Origin of the sequence: Geodermatophilus sabuli (genome assembly GCF_010686765.1) — a bacterium.
Taxonomy (GTDB): Bacteria; Actinomycetota; Actinomycetes; order Mycobacteriales; family Geodermatophilaceae; genus Geodermatophilus; species Geodermatophilus sabuli_A.
Genome location: NZ_JAAGWF010000010.1, coordinates 310,222 through 329,290, shown reverse-complemented (window position 1 = coordinate 329,290; position 19,069 = coordinate 310,222). Strand labels below are relative to the sequence as shown.

General features: G+C 75.5%; 16 protein-coding genes. 15 read left to right on the top strand and 1 reads right to left on the bottom strand.

From position 1 onward, the window contains the following. Window positions 1-45 precede the first annotated feature (45 nt). The 15 genes from GCU56_RS12020 to GCU56_RS11950 all read left to right on the top strand — a co-directional run bounded on the left by GCU56_RS12020 (window position 46) and on the right by GCU56_RS11950 (window position 15,862). A complete protein-coding gene (locus tag GCU56_RS12020; RefSeq protein WP_163481939.1) occupies window positions 46-1,614 on the top strand; it encodes a UDP-N-acetylmuramoyl-L-alanyl-D-glutamate--2,6-diaminopimelate ligase in 1,569 nt (522 codons plus the stop codon). Continuing rightward, a complete protein-coding gene (locus GCU56_RS12015) occupies window positions 1,611-3,005 on the top strand; it encodes a UDP-N-acetylmuramoyl-tripeptide--D-alanyl-D-alanine ligase (protein ID WP_163481938.1) in 1,395 nt (464 codons plus the stop codon). Before GCU56_RS12020 ends, GCU56_RS12015 begins: the two co-directional genes overlap by 4 nt. Beyond that, the gene (gene mraY / locus GCU56_RS12010) at window positions 3,002-4,081 is read left to right on the top strand and encodes a phospho-N-acetylmuramoyl-pentapeptide-transferase (protein WP_163481937.1); all 1,080 of its coding nucleotides are present in this window, start codon (window positions 3,002-3,004) and stop codon (window positions 4,079-4,081) included. Before GCU56_RS12015 ends, mraY begins: the two co-directional genes overlap by 4 nt. Before the next feature lie 134 nt (window positions 4,082-4,215). Beyond that, entirely contained in the window at window positions 4,216-5,748 is a 1,533-nt protein-coding gene (ftsW, locus tag GCU56_RS12005; protein WP_239522095.1) for a putative lipid II flippase FtsW, read from the top strand. After that, on the top strand, window positions 5,745-6,854 hold the full coding sequence (gene murG / locus GCU56_RS12000; protein WP_163481936.1) for an undecaprenyldiphospho-muramoylpentapeptide beta-N-acetylglucosaminyltransferase: 1,110 nt from the start codon (window positions 5,745-5,747) through the stop codon (window positions 6,852-6,854). Before ftsW ends, murG begins: the two co-directional genes overlap by 4 nt. Further along, window positions 6,851-8,302 (top strand): UDP-N-acetylmuramate--L-alanine ligase, encoded by a 1,452-nt coding sequence (gene murC, locus GCU56_RS11995; protein ID WP_163481935.1) that lies wholly within the window; start codon window positions 6,851-6,853, stop codon window positions 8,300-8,302. The genes murG and murC overlap by 4 nt, the downstream gene beginning before the upstream one ends. Continuing rightward, on the top strand, window positions 8,299-9,114 hold the full coding sequence (locus GCU56_RS11990; protein WP_345771796.1) for a cell division protein FtsQ/DivIB: 816 nt from the start codon (window positions 8,299-8,301) through the stop codon (window positions 9,112-9,114). The genes murC and GCU56_RS11990 overlap by 4 nt, the downstream gene beginning before the upstream one ends. A 26-nt stretch (window positions 9,115-9,140) precedes the next feature. Then, window positions 9,141-9,725 carry a peroxidase-related enzyme gene (locus GCU56_RS11985; RefSeq protein WP_163481934.1) on the top strand — a complete coding sequence of 195 codons (585 nt, stop codon included), beginning with the start codon at window positions 9,141-9,143 and terminating at the stop codon, window positions 9,723-9,725. 365 nt (window positions 9,726-10,090) lie between these two features. After that, complete coding sequence (gene ftsZ / locus GCU56_RS11980; protein WP_163481933.1) at window positions 10,091-11,368, top strand: cell division protein FtsZ; 1,278 nt, start codon at window positions 10,091-10,093, stop codon at window positions 11,366-11,368. A gap of 97 nt (window positions 11,369-11,465) precedes the next feature. After that, window positions 11,466-12,197 carry a peptidoglycan editing factor PgeF gene (gene pgeF, locus GCU56_RS11975; protein WP_204331897.1) on the top strand — a complete coding sequence of 244 codons (732 nt, stop codon included), beginning with the start codon at window positions 11,466-11,468 and terminating at the stop codon, window positions 12,195-12,197. 80 nt (window positions 12,198-12,277) lie between these two features. Beyond that, on the top strand, window positions 12,278-13,051 hold the full coding sequence (locus GCU56_RS11970; protein WP_163481932.1) for a YggS family pyridoxal phosphate-dependent enzyme: 774 nt from the start codon (window positions 12,278-12,280) through the stop codon (window positions 13,049-13,051). Next, a complete protein-coding gene (locus GCU56_RS11965; protein ID WP_163481931.1) occupies window positions 13,051-13,818 on the top strand; it encodes a cell division protein SepF in 768 nt (255 codons plus the stop codon). The genes GCU56_RS11970 and GCU56_RS11965 overlap by 1 nt, the downstream gene beginning before the upstream one ends. Window positions 13,819-13,869: 51 nt before the next feature. Further along, entirely contained in the window at window positions 13,870-14,166 is a 297-nt protein-coding gene (locus GCU56_RS11960; RefSeq protein ID WP_163481930.1) for a YggT family protein, read from the top strand. Window positions 14,167-14,269: 103 nt separating this feature from the next. Further along, entirely contained in the window at window positions 14,270-14,998 is a 729-nt protein-coding gene (wag31, locus tag GCU56_RS11955) for a DivIVA-like cell division protein Wag31 (RefSeq protein WP_163481929.1), read from the top strand. Window positions 14,999-15,100: 102 nt separating this feature from the next. Next, window positions 15,101-15,862, top strand: coding sequence for a hypothetical protein (locus GCU56_RS11950; RefSeq protein ID WP_163481928.1), 762 nt, complete (start codon window positions 15,101-15,103; stop codon window positions 15,860-15,862). A gap of 29 nt (window positions 15,863-15,891) precedes the next feature. Here the strand turns inward: GCU56_RS11950 and ileS are convergent, their stop codons facing one another. Beyond that, the gene (ileS, locus tag GCU56_RS11945) at window positions 15,892-19,053 is read right to left on the bottom strand and encodes an isoleucine--tRNA ligase (RefSeq protein ID WP_163481927.1); all 3,162 of its coding nucleotides are present in this window, start codon (window positions 19,051-19,053) and stop codon (window positions 15,892-15,894) included. Window positions 19,054-19,069: the final 16 nt, after the last annotated feature.

Here is a 19,069-nt window from a genome sequence, read left to right as displayed (position 1 = left end):
TGTGCTCGGGCGGCGCCGACCGGCCCGCCGGTAGATTGGAGTCCCGTGTACCCGCCCGTTGAGGGGGCGGCACCCCGCTCGGCGGGGGCCGCGCCGCTGACCCTCGCCGACCTGGCCGACCTCGTGGGCGCACCGGTCCAGGGCGATCCGGCGACCGCGGTCACCGGGGTCACCCTCGCCTCCGGCGAGGTCGCGCGGGGGGACCTCTACGCCGCCCTCCCCGGCGCCCGCACCCACGGCGCCCGCTTCACCGCCGACGCCGCCGCGCGAGGTGCCGTGGCGGTCCTCACCGACCCGTCCGGCCGGGAGCAGGCCGCCGCGACCGGCCTGCCGGTCTGCGTCGTCGAGGACCCCCGCGCCCTGCTCGGCGCCGTCGCCGCGCGGGTGTACGGCGAGCCCGCCCGCCGGCTGCAGGTCATCGGCATCACCGGTACCAACGGCAAGACGACGACCAGCTACCTGGTCGAGGCCGGCCTCGCCGCGGCCGGGCGGGGCACCGGCCTCATCGGCACGGTCGAGACCCGCACGCGGGGCCGCAGCGACGACGGGACGCCGACGGTCACCGCCTTCCCCAGCGTCCGGACCACGCCCGAGGCACCCGCCGTCCAGGCGCTGCTCGCGCGGATGGCCGACGCCGGCGTGCAGACCGTGGTCATGGAGGTCTCCAGCCACGCGCTCGTGCTCGGCCGGGTCGGCGGCATCGGCTTCGCGGCGGCCGGCTTCACCAACCTCGGCCGCGACCACCTGGACTTCCACACCGACCTCGAGGACTACTTCGCGGCGAAGGCCCGGCTCTTCGACGGCCGCGCGGCCGTGGAGGTCGTGGACGTCGACGACCCGTACGGCCGGCGGCTGGCCGACCGGCTCGGCGGCCGCGCGGTCACCGTCTCGACCGGCGGTGCCGACGCCGACTGGTCGGGCGGCGACGTCGCGGTCTCCCCGGACGGCGGCTCGACGTTCACCCTGACCGGGCCCGGTGGCCGCACCTGGCCGGGGCGGGTGCGCCTGCCCGGCCGGTTCAACGTGGCCAACGCCGTCCTCGCGGTCGCCCTGCTCGACGCCGTCGGCGTGCCGGTGGACACGGCGCTGGCCGGGCTGGCCACGACCGTGGTCCCGGGCCGGATGGAGCCGGTCGACGCCGGCCAGCCCTTCGTCGCCGTCGTGGACTACGCGCACACCCCGGACGCGGTGGCGACCGCGCTGGACGCGCTGCGCGCCGCCACCCGGGGCCGGGTGCTGACCGTCCTCGGCTGCGGCGGTGACCGGGACCCGGGCAAGCGCCCGGCCATGGGCCGGGCCGCCGCGCTCGGCAGCGACCTGCTCGTGGTCACCGACGACAACCCGCGGTCGGAGGACCCCGCGGCCATCCGCGCGGCGATGCTGGCCGGCGTGCCCGCCGAGCGGCGCGGCGACGTGCTCGAGGTCGGCGACCGCCGGGCGGCCATCGCCGCGGCCGTCGGGCGCGCCCGGCCCGGCGACGCCGTGCTGGTGGCCGGCAAGGGCCACGAGTCCGGCCAGGAGGTGGCCGGCACCCTGCACCCGTTCGACGACCGCGCCGTGCTGCGCGAGGCCCTGGCGCAGCTCGCGCCGGCCGGAGTGGAGCCGAGCACATGATCAGGCTGACCCTGGCCGAGGTGGCCGCAGCGGTGGGTGGGCAGCTGCCCGCCGGGGCGGACGGCGCCGTTCCCGGGGGGGTGACCGTCGACTCGCGCACCGTCGGCCGGGGTGACCTGTTCGTCGCCGTGCCGGGGGAGCGGGTCGACGGGCACGAGTTCCTCGGTGCCGCGGCGGCCGCCGGTGCGGCCGCCGCCCTGACCACCCGTCCCGACGACGCGCTGCCCTGCGTGGTCGTCGACGACCCGGTCGCGGCTCTGGGCCGGCTCGCCGCCGCGGTGCACACGCGCCTGGCCACGGGCGGCCTGCTGACGCTGGGCATCACCGGCTCCTCGGGCAAGACCTCCACCAAGGACCTGCTCGGCCAGGTGCTGGCCGCCGCCGGCCCCACGGTCAGCCCGCCGGGGTCGTACAACAACGACATCGGCCTGCCGCTGACCGTGCTGGCCGCCGACGCCGGCACCCGCTTCCTCGTCCTCGAGATGGGCTCCCGCGGGCCGGGGCACATCGCCCGGCTGTGCGCGGTGGCCCGCCCGCGGATCGGCGTCGTGCTCAACGTCGGCTCGGCGCACCTGGGGGAGTTCGGCTCGGCCGAGGGGATCGCCGCCGCCAAGGGTGAGCTGGTCGAGTCCCTGCCCGCCGAGGGCACCGCCGTCCTCAACGCCGACGACCCCCGGGTGATCGGCATGGCGTCCCGTACCCGGGCCCGGGTCCTGACCACCGGCCGGGCGCCGCACGCCGACGTCCGCGCCGCCGACGTCACCCTCGACGAGGGCGGCCGGCCGCGGTTCACGCTCACCGCCGCGGGCGAGGCGGTCCCCGTCGCGCTGCAGGTGGTGGGGGAGCACCAGGTCGCCAACGCGCTGTCGGCCGCCGGTGCGGCGCTGGCCGCCGGGCTGACCCCGTCGGCGGTCGCCGCGGCCCTGTCGGCCGCCGAGCCACGCAGCCGGTGGCGGATGGAGGTGACCCGCCGTCCCGACGGCGTCACGGTGGTCAACGACGCCTACAACGCCAACCCCGAGTCGATGCGCGCGGCCCTGGCCGCGGTCTCGGGCCTGGCCGGACGACGGCGGATCGCGGTGCTGGGCGCGATGGCCGAGCTCGGGCCCGGAGCGGCCGCCGAGCACGAGCGGCTCGGGCGGGACGCGGTCGCCGCGGGGATGGACCTCGTCGTGGCCGTGGGTCCGGATGCGGTAGGGATAGCCACCGGCGCATCCGCCGCCGGGGCGCGCGGGGAAGAAGGCACGGTCCACGTGCCCGACCGGGCAGCCGCCCGGGAACTGCTGACGGAGGTGCTGGTGCCCGGTGACGTCGTGCTGGTGAAGGCCAGCCGGTCCTACGGGCTCGAACTGCTCGCTGCCGACCTGCTCGACACCGGGGCAGGCGCGTGAAGTCCGTCCTCATCGCCGCCGCGTTCGGCCTGGTGATCTCCATCCTCGCCACCCCGGTCGCCGTGCACCTGTTCCGGCGCAAGGGCTTCGGCCAGGAGATCCGGGACGACGGCCCCGAGACCCACCTGTCGAAGAAGGGCACGCCCACGATGGGCGGCACCGTCATCGTGGGGGCGACCGTCGGCGGCTACCTGATCGCCCACCTGTTCCTCGTCAACCAGCCCGGCCGCGGGATGACCGCCAGCGGGCTGCTGGTGCTGTTCCTCATGGTCGGGCTGGGCACCGTCGGGTTCCTCGACGACTACCTGAAGATCCGCTTCCGCCGGAGCCTGGGGCTGAACAAGACCGCCAAGCTGACCGGTCAGCTCGTGGTCGGCGTCGCCTTCGCGGTGCTGGCCATCAACTTCCCCGACGGCGCCGGGACCACCCCGGCCTCGACCGTCGTCTCCTACGTCCGGGACATCGCGCCGCTCGCGCTGGGCTCGGTCGGCTTCGTGGTGCTGGCCTACCTGTTCATCGCCGGGTTCTCCAACGCGGTCAACCTCACCGACGGCCTCGACGGGCTGGCCGCCGGGTGCTCGGCCATGGTGTGCGGCGCGTACACGGTGATCTCGTTCTGGCAGTTCACCCACGACTGCACGACCGCGGTCATCGACGGCTGCTACCAGGTCCGCGACCCGCTCGACGTCACCCTGGTGGCCGCCGCCGGGATGGGCGCCTGCCTGGGCTTCCTCTGGTGGAACACCAGCCCGGCGCGGATCTTCATGGGCGACACCGGATCGCTGGCGCTCGGCGGCCTGCTCGCCGGGCTGGCGATCGTCACCCGCACCCAGCTGCTGCTGGTGGTGCTCGGCGGCCTGTTCGTCGCGGTCACGCTCTCGGTGGTCATCCAGGTCGCGTTCTTCCGGGCCACCCGCCGGCGGGTGTTCCGGATGGCGCCGCTGCACCACCACTTCGAGCTGGCCGGCTGGACGGAGAACACGGTGATCGTCCGGTTCTGGCTGGTGACCGGCATGGCGGTGGCCTTCGGGCTCGGTCTCTTCTACGCCGACTGGCTCTCCGTCACGGGCCTGTGAAGGAGGACCACCCGTCCCGCCTCGCCTCGCACGCTCGGCGCGGGCCCCTGACGGGTCGCCGTGCCAGCACCTCACCACAGCGACACGCCCCGTCGGTGCCGCGGCCGGCCGGCGCCAGCGGTCACGATGGCCGGATGGAGTCCACCGGCGTCGCGCGTGCCCCGGGCGGACGCCGGACCGCGCCCGGCGGACGCGGTCCCGCTCGCCGTCGCTTCCCCGCCCCGGCCTGGCTCGACGGGCCGATGACCAGCTGCCACCTCGTCGTCGGCGCGGCCGGGCTGCTGCTGGCCATCGGGCTGGTCATGGTCTTCTCCGCCTCCTCCATCGAGGCCGCGCTCGCCGACGAGCCGGCGTGGGTGCCCGGGGTCAAGCAGGTCGTGCTGGCCTGCGTCGGCCTGGTGCTGTGCTACGTCGCGGTCCGGACGCCGATCGGCCTGGTGCGCCGCTGGGCGCCCCTGGCCCTGGTCGGCGTGGTCGTGCTGCTCGTGGCCGTCCTCGTCCCGGGCATCGGCGTCCGGCTCAACGGCTCGCGGCAGTGGATCGACCTGGGGTTCACCGACTTCCAGCCCTCCGAGCTGGCGAAGCTCGTCTACGCGCTGTGGGGGGCGCACGTCCTGGCCACCCGCGACCGGTACCTGACGGTCAAGGCGATGCTGGTGCCGCTGCTGCCGGTCTTCGGCGTGCTGTCCTTCCTGCTCTACCTCGAGCCGGACTTCGGCGCGATCATGAGCCTCGCGCTGGTGCTGGTCGGGCTGCTGTGGGGCGCCGGTCTGCCGCTGCGCTTCTTCGCGTGGGGCCTGGCCGCGGCCGCGGCCGGCATCGTGGTGATGATCCAGGCGGCGCCCTACCGGATGGCCCGCATCACCGCGTTCCTCGACCCGTTCGCCGACCCCTCCGACGGCGGCTTCCAGGCCATCCGCGGCTTCTACGCGCTCGCCACCGGCGGGCTGTGGGGGGTCGGGCTGGGCAACAGCGCCATGAAGTGGAACCTGCTGCCGCACGCGGAGTCGGACTACATCTTCGCCATCATCGGCGAGGAGCTCGGCTTCCTGGGCTGCCTTGTCCTGGTCACCCTGTACGGCGTGCTCGCCTACGCCGGCTTCCGCATCGCCCGCCGCTCGGCCGACCGGTTCGTGCAGCTGGCCAGCGTGGCCATCACCGTCTGGCTGATCGGCCAGGCGGCGATGAACATGGGCTACGTGGTGGGGGTGCTGCCGGTCACCGGCGTGCAGCTGCCACTGATCTCCGCCGGCGGCACCTCCCTGGTGCTGACCCTGCTGATCGTGGGGTTGCTCATCCGCTTCGCCCGCTGCGAGCCGGAGGCGATCGAGCACCAGCGGCGCCGCGAGCGGGGCCGGCTGGCCCGGCTGCTGCTGCCGGTGCCCGCTGTCGCCGTGGACCCCGTCCGCCCGCGCCGCCGCCCCCAGCCGGCCGGGCGGCCGGCCGACGCCGCGGCAGAGCGGCCGGCCCGCCGGCCGGCGGTCGCCGGTGGGCGCACCGTGGCCCGGGTGGCTCCGCCGCGCCCCGGCGAGCCCGCCCGGGACCGGGTGCCCGCCGGGCGCGAGCGGCGGTCGGCCGACGGCCGCGGCCGGCCCGCCGACGCCCGCCGGCAGCCGCCGCCACGGGCCCGGTCCAGCGCCCCCGAGCCGCCGCGGCGGCCCCGGTGAGCCCCGGGAGCCCGGTCAGCCGCAGCGTCGTCCTCGCCGGGGGCGGGACCGGGGGGCACATCGAGCCGATGCTGGCCCTCGCCGACGCGCTGCTCCGCCGGGACGACGCCGTGCGGATCACCTGCCTGGGCACCGCCCGTGGCCTGGAGACCCGGCTGGTGCCCGCGCGCGGCTACGACCTGCGGCTGATCCCCCCGGTGCCCCTGCCGCGCAGGCCCACCGTCGACCTGCTGCGGGTGCCGGGCCGGGTGTGGCGCTCGGTCGCCGACACCCGGGCGGTGCTGCGCGAGCTGTCCGCGGACGTCGTCGTCGGGTTCGGTGGGTACGTCGCCCTGCCGGCCTACCTGGCCGCCCGCCGCGAGCGGGTGCCGGTGGTCGTGCACGAGCAGAACGCCCTGCCGGGGCTGGCGAACCGGATCGGGGCACGGCTGGCCGCCCGCGTGGCGGTCACCATGCCGGGGACGGCGCTGCGCGGTGCGGAGCACGTCGGCATGCCCCTGCGGACGGCGATCAGCACGCTGGACCGCGCCGCTCGCCGCGCGGAGGCCCGGGCCGCCTTCGGCCTGGACGCCGACCGGCCGACGCTGCTGGTCTTCGGCGGCTCCCAGGGGGCCGCGTCGCTGAACCGGGCCGCCGTGGGCGCCGCCGACCGCCTCGCCGCCGCCGGGGTGCAGGTGCTGCACGCCCGCGGGCCCAAGAACACCGACGTCGCCGTGGCCGCCGCGGCGCCGGGCAGCCCGCCCTACGTCGTCGTCGACTACCTGGAGCGCATGGACCTCGCCTACGCCGCTGCCGACCTGGCGCTGTGCCGGGCCGGAGCGGTGACCGTCGCCGAGCTCTCGGCCGTGGGGCTGCCCGCGGCCTTCGTGCCGCTGCCCATCGGCAACGGTGAGCAGCGGCGCAACGCCCTGCCGGTGGTCGAGGCCGGTGGTGGGCTGCTGGTGGACGACGCGGGCCTGTCGCCGGCGTGGATCGGGGACGTCGTCGTCCCCCTGCTGACCGATCCGGGTGCGCTGGCCGGGTACGCCGCTCGCGCCGCGGCGGCCGGCGCGCGGGACGCCGACGAGCGGCTGGCCGACATCGTGCTGGAGGTGGCTGAGCGATGAGCGCCGCTGCGGTCGCGGCCTGGGACGGGCCGGTGCCGACGCTCCCGGAGCTGGGCGCGGTGCACTTCGTCGGCATCGGCGGCGCCGGGATGAGCGGGATCGCGCGGATCCTGCTGGCCCGCGGCGTCCAGGTCTCCGGCAGCGACCGCCGGGACACCCCGACCCTGCTGGCACTGCGGGCGCTGGGTGCGCGGGTCGAGCTGGGGCACGACCCCGGCCACCTGGGGGACGCCGACACCGTCGTCGTCTCCACCGCCATCCGGGAGGACAACCCCGAGCTGGCCGCGGCCCGCGAGCGGGGGCTGCGGGTGCTGCCCCGGGCGGTGGCGCTGGCCGCCGTCATGGCCGGCAAGCGCAGCGTCGCGGTGGCCGGCACGCACGGGAAGACGTCGACCACCTCGATGCTCACCGTCGCCGTCCAGGCCTGTGGCGCCGACCCGTCGTTCGCCATCGGCGGCGACCTCAACGAGTCCGGCAGCAACGCGCACGCGGGGGAGGGCGACGTCTTCGTCGCCGAGGCCGACGAGAGCGACCGGTCCTTCCTGCTGCTCGACCCCTTCGGCGCGATCGTCACCAACGTCGAGGCCGACCACCTGGACAACTACGGCGACCTCGCCGCGGTCGAGGCCGCCTTCGACCGCTTCCTCGGCACCGTGGACCCGGCGGGCTTCGTCGTCCTGTGCGCCGACGACCCCGGCTCCGCACGGCTGCGCTCGGTGCCCACACCGGCTCGCGTGCGCACCTACGGCACCGCGCCGGACGCCGACCTGCGGCTGCTCGACCTCGAGGTGGGGCCCGAGACGACCGCCTGGACCGCCGTCCTGGACGGTGCCGTGGTCGGACGCGTGCAGATCCGGGTGCCCGGCGAGCACATGGCCCGCAACAGCGCCGCGGCGCTGCTGGCCGGCCTGGAGCTCGGCCTGCCCCTCGACCGCCTGGTCGACGGGCTCGGCCGCTTCGGCGGGGTGCACCGCCGGTTCGAGCTCAAGGGCGTCGTCAGCGGGGTGCGGGTCTACGACGACTACGCCCACCACCCGACCGAGGTGCAGGCGCAGTTGCGCGCCGCCCGTGCGGTGGCCGGCAACGGCCGCGTCGTCGTCGCCTTCCAGCCGCACCTGTACAGCCGGACGCGGGAGTTCGCGGCCGGCTTCGGGCAGGCGCTGGGCCTGGCCGACGACGTGGTGGTGATGGACGTCTACGGGGCGCGTGAGGACCCGGTGCCCGGCGTGACCGGCGCGATGGTCGCCGACGCGGTGCCGCTGCCGGCCGACCGGGTGCGGTTCGAGCCCTCCTGGTCGGCCGCCGCACCCGCCCTGGCCGCCCGCGCCCGCCCCGGGGACCTGGTGATCACGATGGGCGCCGGCAACGTCTCGATGGTCGGCCCGGAGGTGCTCGAGGCGCTGCGGGCCCGCGACGCCGACGGCCGCGCGGGGGGCCCGGCGCGGTGAACCGCTCGGGGTCCACCACCCGCGACCGGTCCCGGGTGGCACCGGCGGGGCCCGAGGCGGGACGCCGGCCGGCCGCGGCGGGCGCGCCCTCGCGCCGGCCGCCGCGTCGCGACAGCCCCCGGGACCGCCGCCGCCGGCTGCTGGTGCGCGCCGGGCTGGCGGCGGCCGTGGTCGCGCTCGTGGCGTGGCTGCTGTGGGGCAGTCCGGTCCTCGCCGTGCACGAGGTCACCGTCGACGGGGCCGGCACGCTCACCGCGGCCGAGGTGGTCGAGGTGGCCGGCATCGCCGAGGGCACCCCGCTGCTGCGGGTGGACGTCGACGCGGCCGAGGCGCGGGTCGCCCGGCTGCCGCAGGTGGCCTCGGTCGAGGTGACGCGGGGGTGGCCGCGCAGCGTCGTGGTCACCGTGGTCGAGCGGGTGCCGGTCGCGGTGGTGGAGCGGGCGGGCACGCGCTCGCTGGTGGACGCCGACGGCGTCCTCTTCGACACCGTCACCGGCCCGGCGCCCGCCGGTGTCGTCCCCCTGGACGTCCCCGCACCCGGTCCCGACGACCGGGCGACCCGTGCCGCGCTGGGCGCCCTGGTGGCGCTGCCGGACCAGATCCGTGCCGGGCTGGTGGCGGCCTCGGCCACGACCGCCGAGGACGTCACGCTGACCCTGGCCGACGGCACGACCGTGCTGTGGGGGAGTGCCGCCGACGCGGCGGACAAGGCCGACGTCCTCGTCGCGCTGCTCGCCCAGCTGGACGCCGGCGCGCTGGAGCCGGCGGGCACGATCGACGTGAGCGCCCCGGCAGCGGTGGTCCTGCGCTGACCGGCGACGGCGGGCACGCTGAGGCGGTGACGACCCCGCCGATCAGCCGGTTCCCCGTCCCGGACCGCGACTCCCTCGCCGAGGAGCTGCGCGAGCGCTACGCCGAGGTGGAGGAGCGCTCGGGCTTCCTGCCGAACGTCTTCGGCGCCCTGGCCTGGCGCCCGGCCGAGGCCGCGGCGTTCTTCGCGCTGCACGACGCCCTCATGGACAAGGAGACCCCCGGCCTGTCCAAGGCCGATCGCGAGCTCGTCGTGGTCGCCACCAGCGCGGCCAACGACTGCCTCTACTGCGTGGTGGCCCACGGGGCCATCGCGCGGATCCGCGCCCGCGATCCGTACATCGCCGACCAGGTCGCGGTCGACTGGCGCAAGGCGCCGCTGTCCGCGCGGATGCACGCCGTCCTCGAGGTCGCGGTGCGGCTCGCGGTCGAGCCCGCGGCGGTCCGGGGCGGTGACCTCGCCGGCCTGCGGGAGCACGGGCTCACCGAGGACGACGTGTGGGACGTCGGCGCGATCGTGTCGCTCTTCGCGCTGTCCAACCGGCTCGCGCACTGGGCCGCGATCCCGCCCAACGACGAGTTCTACCTGCTCGGCCGGGTGCCGCGGGCCTGATCCCGGCCACTCGTCGCAGAGGGTGGCGCTGCGGCTCCGGAGCGACGCCGGACGGGGCGCCGGGCGACACGCGCGGCAGCGCGACACGCCCGACGCGGGATGTGACTTCGCTGGTTCCGCGCTGGCGGCGTGTCCGGGCCCTCGACCCGTACATGAGACGTTGCGGTCGCGAGCCGTCACTGTCGGTGTGACGGCTGTGACCCGTGTGGCGGTCGATCACGGTGAGATCACGGCGGCCCGACACGCCGGGCCCGTGAGGGTGTTTGTCGCGCCTCCCGGGCGCACCTAACTTCGTCCGCGTCGACCCAGTTGACATAACCATAAAGCTTTAGTTCAGGATGAGGGTCGAGGTCGGGAGCCCCAACATGACACCTCCGCACAACTACCTCGCGGTCATCAAGGTCGTCGGCATCGGCGGCGGCGGGGTGAACGCGGTCAACCGCATGATCGAGGTCGGCCTCAAGGGGGTCGAGTTCATCGCCATCAACACCGACGCGCAGGCGTTGTTGATGAGCGACGCCGACGTCAAGCTCGACGTCGGTCGCGAGCTGACCCGCGGGCTGGGCGCCGGCGCCCAGCCCGACGTCGGCCGGCAGGCCGCCGAAGACCACCGGGAAGAGATCGAAGAGGTGCTCAAGGGCGCCGACATGGTCTTCGTCACCGCGGGCGAGGGCGGCGGCACCGGCACCGGCGGTGCCCCCGTCGTCGCCTCGATCGCACGCAAGCTCGGCGCGCTGACCATCGGTGTGGTCACCCGCCCGTTCTCCTTCGAGGGCAAGCGGCGGGCCGTCCAGGCCGAGTCGGGGATCGAGGAGCTGCGCAACGAGTGCGACACGCTCATCGTCATCCCCAACGACCGGCTGCTGCAGCTCGGAGACCGGAACGTCAGCGTGATGGACGCCTTCCGGACCGCCGACCAGGTGCTGCTCTCCGGTGTCCAGGGCATCACCGACCTGATCACCACGCCCGGCCTGATCAACCTCGACTTCGCCGACGTCAAGTCGGTCATGTCCGGGGCGGGCTCGGCGCTGATGGGCATCGGCAGCGCCCGGGGGGACAACCGTGCCCTCCTGGCCGCCGAGCAGGCGATCGCCAGCCCGCTGCTGGAGGCCTCGATGGAGGGTGCCCACGGGGTGCTGCTGTCGATCTCCGGTGGCTCGGACCTCGGCCTGTTCGAGATCAACGAGGCCGCCTCGCTCGTGTCGGACGCCGCGCACGCCGACGCGAACATCATCTTCGGTGCCGTCATCGACGACGCCCTGGGTGACGAGGTCCGGGTGACGGTCATCGCGGCCGGCTTCGACAGCGGCCGTCCCAGCGCCCGCAAGGACGCCGGCGTCGCCGCCATCCCGACCGCGGCGCCGGTCGCGCCGCCGGTGGCCTCCCGGATGCCGGTGCAGCCGCACCCGCTGAGCGCGGCCCGCCCGGCCACGGGGGAGCGCCTCGTCGGCTCGGCGCCGGCGGCTCCGCAGGCCCAGCAGGCGCCGCCGTCGACGTCCCAGCTGCCCGCACGCCCGGCCGGCGGGGGCATCACCGTGCCGCCGCTGCCGCCGGTCCCCGGGCCGGTCGGCGCCGGACGGCGCCCGCTGTCCAGCGACGACTTCGAGGAGGAGCTCGACATCCCCGAGTTCCTCCGCCAGTGAGAGGACGCCCCGTGCCCCCCACCGCTCGGTCGCTCGCGGCGGGGCGCTGCACGGGGGCCGGCAGTGTGCCGGGAACGGGGTCGTAGGCTCCTCCGCGATGAGCACTCCAACGGCCGTCCCCCGGGCGGTGCGACCCCGTCGGGTCGTCACCGACCGGCGGGGCGGCCGCTCTTCGTCGCCGTACGACTCGTTCAACCTGGGCGGGCACGTCGGCGACGACCCCGCCGACGTGACGGCCAACCGGGAGCGGCTGGCCCGCGAGCTCGGCGTGCCGGCGCACTCGCTGGTGTGGATGACCCAGGTCCACGGCACCGGCGTGGCGATCGTCGAGGACGCCGACGAGAACCCGGTCGCCGACGTCGACGCGCTGGTCACCGCCACCCGAGGGCTCGTGCTCTGCGTCCTGGTCGCCGACTGCGTGCCGGTGCTGCTGGCCGACCCGGTCGCCGGCGTGGTCGCCGCGGTGCACGCCGGGCGCGAGGGCGTCCGCCGCGGCATCGTCCCCGCGACCCTGGCGGCGATGCGGCGGCTGGGCTCCCGGCCCGGCGACGTCGAGGCGCTGCTCGGCCCGGCCGTCTGTGGCGCGGACTACGAGGTGCCCGCGGCCATGCAGGCCGAGGTGGCCCGGGTGGCCCCGGCGGCGGCCGTCCGCACGCGGACCGGGACCCCGGGGCTCGACCTCCGGGCGGGTCTCACCGAGCTGCTGCGCGGCGCGGGGGTGGCCCAGGTCGTGCACGATCCACGCTGCACCGTCGAGGACCGGTTCCTCTTCTCCCACCGCCGCGACGGCGTGACCGGTCGCCAGGCCGGCGTCGTCTGGCTGGAGTAGGGGCTACCTGCGGCTCGGCGGCCCGGGGGGCACGCGACGGGCCCCTGCAGGGACGCCGGGACCACCGGGAGAATGACGGCGTGACCTCCCCGGCCGACCGGCTCGCCGCGGTCCGCGCCCGGATCGACGCCGCCGCGCGCGCCGCCGGCCGCGATCCCGCCACGGTCACCCTGCTCGCGGTCAGCAAGACCTGGCCGGCCGCCGCCGTCCGAGACCTGGCCGCGCTCGGGCTGGCCGACTTCGGGGAGAACCGCGCCCAGGAGCTGGCCGGGAAGGCCGCCGAGCTGGCCGACCTCCCGCTGCGGTGGCACTTCGTCGGCCAGTTGCAGCGGAACAAGGCCGCCGCGGTCGCCCGCCTGGGCGCCGTGGTGCACTCGGTCGACCGTCCCGCGCTCGCCCGTGCGCTCGGCCGCGTCGGTGCCGAGACCGGCCGCCTCGTCGACGTGCTGCTCCAGGTGGACCTCGGCGGCCCGGAGGGGGAGCTGGCCGCCCGGGGTGGTGCCGACCCCGCCGACGTCCCCGCGCTGGCCGACGCGGTCGCCGCCGAGGAGGGGGTGCGACTGCGCGGCCTGATGGCGGTGGCGCCCCGTGGCATCGAGCCGCGGCCCGCGTTCGACCGGCTGGCCGCCCTCGCCGAGCGCGTCCGCGCCGACCACCCCGACGCGCGGGAGCTCTCCGCGGGCATGAGCGCCGACCTGGAGGACGCGGTCGCAGCCGGCAGCACGCTCGTGCGTGTCGGAACCGCGCTCTTCGGAGCGCGCCCTCTAGCCTCCCCGGAAGACGAGTCACACCAGCAACACGGGCCCCACGAGCCCACCAGCGCGCTGACGACACCACCAGAGGGGGAGGGCTGATGGCCGGAGCCATGCGGAAGATGGGCATCTACCTCGGGCTCGTCGAGGACGACGACGCCCGCGCCTACGGCCGGTACGACGCCCGGCAGACCGAGTACGCCGACCGGCACGACCGGCTCGACGACCGTCGCTACGGCCGCTACGCCCCGGACGACGCCTACGACGACCACTACGGCGAGCCCGTCGACCGGTACGCCGACGCCGGTTACCGCGCCGACGACTACGCCGAGGACCTGGAGGCGGACCTGCCCCCGGCGCCCGATCCCGAGCCCGTGGCGCTGCCGCGCCGCACCGGGCCCGGCCGCACCATCGGCCTGGCGCCGGCCGCGGCCGGTCCCCCGCGCGTGGGTGGCCTGGCCGGTGTGGGTGCCTCGGCCGGCGGCAGCAGCGGTGGGTCCAGCGCCTCGGGCGCGGCGGGCCTCGCCGTCCGCGAGCCGGTGGCCGTCGCCGCGCCGGAGCCCGAGCCGGCGCCTGCGCCTGCGCCGAAGCCCTACCGGATCACCACCCTGCACCCGCGCACCTACAACGAGGCCCGCCAGATCGGGGAGAGCTTCCGCGACGGGATGCCGGTCATCATGAACCTCTCCGAGATGGACGACGCCGACGCGAAGCGTCTCGTCGACTTCGCTGCGGGCCTGTCCTTCGGGCTGCGCGGTAGTATCGAGCGCGTCACGAACAAGGTGTTCCTGCTCAGCCCGAGGGACGTCGACGTGACGGCCGAGGACAAGGCGCGGATCCGCGAGGGCGGCTTCTTCAACCAGTCCTGAGGCCGACAGCAGGCCCAGACCGGCACGAGGTGCCCTGAACGAACGAGGACCGTGGCTCTCTTCTGGCAGATCGTCTCGTCGGTGCTGCTCGTCTTCCTCGTCCTGCTCTTCGCGCGGTTCGTCGTCGACTGGGTGATGGTGCTGGCGCGGAGCTGGCGACCGTCGGGGCTGGTCGCGGCCGGTCTCGAGGTGGTCTACGCGACCACCGACCCGCCGCTGAAGGCGATCCGGAAGGTCATCCCCCCGCTGAACCTGGGGACCATCCGGTTGGACCTCGGGTTTATGGTGCTCCTGATCGCCGTGTACATCCTGCGTGGCATCACGACCTCACTCGCCGCCGCCGCGTGACCGCTGAACCCGCCGGGGATGGCGACGCCGGAGGCCGGGTACGGTCCGCCGTCGCTCGTCCGAGAACGTCCCTGTTCCCGCTGTCCGACCCGAGGTGAGCCTGTTGCCACTCACGCCTGCCGACGTGCACAACGTCGTCTTCAAGAAGCCGCCGATCGGCAAGCGGGGCTACGACGAGGACGAGGTGGACGCGTTCCTCGACGTGGTGGAGGCCGAGCTGGCCCGGCTGATCGAGGAGAACAACGAGCTGCGCTCCGGCTCGGCGACCGGCCGCACCATGCGCGCCGAGGCGCCCGAGCCCCCCGCGCCCGCCCCCGCACCCGTGGCAGCACCGCCCCCGCCGGTCGCCCCGCGCGAGGACGACAGCGCACGGGCCTCGCGGATGCTGGCGCTGGCCACCGAGACGGCCGACAAGTACGTGAACGAGGCGAAGGCGCAGGCCGACCAGATGGTCACCAGCGCCCGCACCAACAGCGAGCGGATGGTCACCGACGCGCGGGCCAAGAGCGAGCAGATGGTCAGCGAGGCCAAGATGCGTGCCGACACCATGGTCGGCGACGCGCGCACCCGCGCCGAGACCATGGAGCGCGAGGCCCGCGCCAAGGCCGCCGCTCTCGACCAGGACGCCGAGCGCCGGCACACCGAGGTCATGGGCTCGCTCGAGGAGAAGCGCACCAGCCTGGAGCGCAAGATCGAGGAGCTGCGCACCTTCGAGCGTGAGTACCGCACCCGGCTGCGGTCCTACCTGGAGTCGCACCTGCGGGACCTGGACAGCCGGGGCTCGGCCGAGCCCGCGTCCAACAGCCGGCAGAACCAGCACGCCCCCGCGTGATCGAGGGCTCCTCCTCGGGAGGGGCCACGACAGGGCCCCCGGACGACGTCCGGGGGCCCTGTCGCGCGTCCGGGGGCCGAGGCCGCCGGATAGAGTCGGCCGGTGATCTTGGCAGCGGGCCTGCTGGTGCTCCTCGGCCTCGGGCTGTTCGTGGGCGGCCTGGCCACCGGCCTCACCGCCCTGTACTGGGGCTGCGTCGCCGCGTGCGCACTGGCCGCCGTGCTGCTCCTGGTCGCCCGCCGGTCGATGCGCGCCGGGCCCGACGAACGCGCACCGGACGGCGTCCACCGCATGCCGGCGGAGGACCGGTGGCCGCCGGTCGAGCCGACGACGGCGGCTGACCACCGTGCCGTCGGCCACCGGGCCGACGACGATCCCGGCGAGGCCGACCTCGCCGCCGACGACGTCGACGCGGCGTACGCCGACGACGAGTGGGTCGAGGACGAGTGGGTCGAGGAGGGCCGCGACGAGGGCTCCCGGACCGACGTGCCCACCGGTGCGGTCGAGGAGCTCACCGTCGTCGAGCTGCCACCCGCCGCCGAGCGGGTGCCGACCGGTGCAGCGGCGGACCGGGAGGCCGGACGGGCGTCCCCGGGTGCCGTCGCGGCGGACGAGCCTGGCGAGGAGGACGTCGAGTTCTCCGACCTGCTGCTCGTCGTCGACCTGACCGATGACGTCGTGGTGGTCGACGAGCACCCGCGCTACCACCTGGCCGAGTGCCCCCAGCTGTACGGCCGGGCCGGCGTCGCGCTGCCGCTGGCCGAGGCCCGTGCCGACGGCTTCACCCCGTGCGCGACGTGCCGCCCGGTCCGTCGGCTCGCCGACGACGAGCGGAGCCGGCGCCGGTCGGCCCGGCTGGACTGACCGCACCGCACGGTGGCCCGCACGGCGCCTCAGCCCGCGCGGGCCACCCAGAAGCGCGACCCGGCCGGACCCTCGACGCCGACGCCCTCCCCGGCCACGCCGGCGTGCACCTGGACCGCCAGGACCTCCGCGGCCAGCTGGTCGGCGTGCTCGGTGAGCGCCTGCGCCATGGGATCGGTGGGGGAGCCGTCGACGGTCCACCACAGCTCGATGCGGTCGCTGACCGCGAGCCCGCTGCCCTTGCGGGCGTCCTGCACCAGGCGGACGGCCTCGCGCACCAGGCCGGCCCGCTCGAGCTCAGGGGTCAGGGCGAGGTCGAGGGCGACGGTGAGCCCGCCGCCGCCGGCCACGGTCCAGCCCTCGCGGGGGGTCTCGGTGACGACCAGATCGCCCTCGGCCAGCGGCACCGGGACGCCGTCGACCTCGACGGTCGCGGTCCCGGCCCGGTAGGCGGTCACCAGGGCGGCCGGGTCGGCGGCCGCCACGGCCGTGGCCACCGCCTGCACCTGCTTGCCCAGCCGGCGCCCGACGGCGCGGAAGTCCACCTTCACGCTGACGTCGACCAGGTCCTCGCCGACCGCGCCCGACAGCTCCACCACGTCCACCACGTTGAGCTCGTCGGCCACCTCGGCGACCAGGTCGCGGGGGAGGGCCGACCAGCCCGGCGCGGCGACGACCGCCCGGCCCAGTGGCTGGCGGGTGCGGACCTTCGCCGACGTGCGCGCCGACCGGCCCACCTCGACCAGGCGGCGCACGAGGGCGACCTGCTCGAGCAGGACGTCGTCCCGGGCGTCGGCGTCGGCGACCGGCCAGGTGGCCAGGTGCACCGAGTCCGCCGCCTCGCCGCCGAGGCCGGGGGCGACCGCCCGCGCCCACACCTCCTCGGTCACGAAGGGGGTCAAGGGGGCCATGAGCCGGGTCAGCCCGTCGAGCACCTCGTGCAGGGTGGCCAGCGCCGCGGGGTCGCCGTCCCAGAACCGGCGGCGGGAGCGGCGGACGTACCAGTTGGACAGGTCGTCGACGAAGCCGGCGAGGAGCCGACCGGCGGCCTGGGTGTCGAAGTCCTCGAGCGCGTCGGTCACCCCGGTGGTGACCGCGGCCAGCTCGGCCAGCGCCCACCGGTCCAGCAGCGGCCGCTCGGCCCGCGCGGGTGCGGGTCGCCCGGCCGGGTCCCAGCCGTTGGTCTCGGCGTAGAGGGTGAAGAAGCTGGCGGTGTTCCAGTAGGTCAGCAGCACCTTGCGGACGACCTCGGAGAGGGTCTCGTGCCCCACCCGTCGGGCCGACCACGGCGAGCCGCCGGCCAGCATGAACCAGCGGACGGCGTCGGCGCCGTGCCGGTCCATCAGCGGGATCGGCTCGAGGATGTTGCCCAGGTGCTTGCTCATCTTGCGACCGTCCTCGGCGAGGATGTGGCCGAGGACCAGCACGTTCTCGTAGGAGCTCCGCTCGAACACCAGCGTGCCGATGGCCATCAGCGTGTAGAACCAGCCGCGGGTCTGGTCGATCGCCTCGCAGATGAACTGCGCCGGGTAGGCGGCCTCGAACTCCGCCTGGTTGCGGTGCGGCGCGCCCCACTGGGCGAAGGGCATCGAGCCGGAGTCGTACCAGGCGTCGATGACCTGCCGGACCCGCCGGTAGGTGCCCTCCTCGCCGGGGCGGGTGAAGGTCACGTCGTCGATGAACGGCCGGTGCGGGTCCAGGTCCGACAGGTCCCGGCCGGTGAGCTCCGAGAGCTCCGCCAGCGACCCGACGGCGACCATCCGGGACGGGTCGGCGTCGTTGCGCCAGATCGGCAGGGGCGTGCCCCAGTACCGGTCGCGGGACAGCGCCCAGTCGACGTTGTTGCGCAGCCAGTCGCCGTAGCGGCCCCACTGGATGGTCTCCGGGCGCCAGGTGGTCTTCTCGTTCTCGGCGAGCAGCTGGTCCTTGACCGCCGACGTCCGGATGTACCAGGACGGCTGGGCGTAGTACATGAGCGGCGTGTGGCAGCGCCAGCAGTGCGGATAGCTGTGCTCGTAGCGCAGCTCGCGGAACAGCACACCCCGCTGGGCCAGGTCGACGACCAGCGCGTCGTCGGCGGCCTTGAAGAAGTGCCCGCCGACCAGCGGCACCTCGGGGAGGAAGTGCCCGGTCGGGTCGATCGGGTTGACCACCGGCAGCCCGTAGGAGCGGCACACGGCGAGGTCGTCGGCGCCGAAGGCGGGGGACTGGTGAACCAGCCCGGTGCCGTCGTCGGTGGTGACGTAGTCGGCCAGGACGACGTAGTGCGCGTCCTCGCCCTCGGGGAAGTCGACCAGCTCGAACGGGCGGCGGTAGTGCACCCGTTCCCAGTCCCGGCCGGTGGTGCGGGCCAGCACCTCGGCGTCCTCGCCCAGGACGGCGGCCAGCAGCGGCTCGGCGACGACGAACGTGCCGGCGTCCGTGCGCGCCACGACGTAGGTGACGTCGGGGTGCATCGCGACGGCGGTGTTGGAGGGCAGCGTCCACGGCGTCGTCGTCCAGACCAGCAGGTCGGCCCGGCCGGCCCACTCGCCGTCGGTGACCGGCAGCCGCACGTACACCGACGGGTCGGTGATCGACTCGTACCCCTGGGCGACCTCGTGGTCGGACAGGCCGGTGCCGCACCGCGGGCAGTACGGCGACACCCGGTGGTCCTCGACCAGCAGGCCCTTCTCGAAGACGACCTTGAGCGACCACCAGACGCTCTCGATGTAGGCCGGGTCCATCGTCCAGTAGGCGGTGGACATGTCGACCCAGTAGCCCATCCGCTGGGTCAGCTCGGTGAAGGCGTCGACGTGCCGCTCGACGGACTCCCGGCACCGGGCGTTGAACTCGGCGATGCCGAAACGCTCGATGTCCGGCTTGCCCGCGAACCCGAGCTCCTGCTCGACGGCGATCTCCACCGGCAGACCGTGGCAGTCCCAGCCGGCGCGGCGGGGCACGTGCCAGCCCTGCATGGTCTTGAACCGGGGGAAGACGTCCTTGAACGCGCGCGCCTCGATGTGGTGGGTGCCGGGCCGGCCGTTGGCCGTGGGCGGGCCCTCGTAGAAGTTCCACTGCGGCCGGCCGGCGGCGTCGTCCAGGGTGCGCGCGAAGACCTTGTCGGCCTCCCAGCGACCGAGGACCTCCCGCTCGAGGGCGGGCAGGTCGACCTGCGGGGGCAGCGCGCGGAAGGGGCCGGGAGCACTCACGAGTCCTCCTCGCCGG

Coding starts and splice junctions, on each gene's coding strand:
- GCU56_RS11965 (WP_163481931.1), top strand. CDS start 13,051: ATGGCCGGAGCCATGCGGAAGATGGGCATCTACCTCGGGCTCGTCGAG.
- murC (WP_163481935.1), top strand. CDS start 6,851: ATGAGCGCCGCTGCGGTCGCGGCCTGGGACGGGCCGGTGCCGACGCTC.
- ftsW (WP_239522095.1), top strand. CDS start 4,216: ATGGAGTCCACCGGCGTCGCGCGTGCCCCGGGCGGACGCCGGACCGCG.
- GCU56_RS12015 (WP_163481938.1), top strand. CDS start 1,611: ATGATCAGGCTGACCCTGGCCGAGGTGGCCGCAGCGGTGGGTGGGCAG.
- pgeF (WP_204331897.1), top strand. CDS start 11,466: ATGAGCACTCCAACGGCCGTCCCCCGGGCGGTGCGACCCCGTCGGGTC.
- ftsZ (WP_163481933.1), top strand. CDS start 10,091: ATGACACCTCCGCACAACTACCTCGCGGTCATCAAGGTCGTCGGCATC.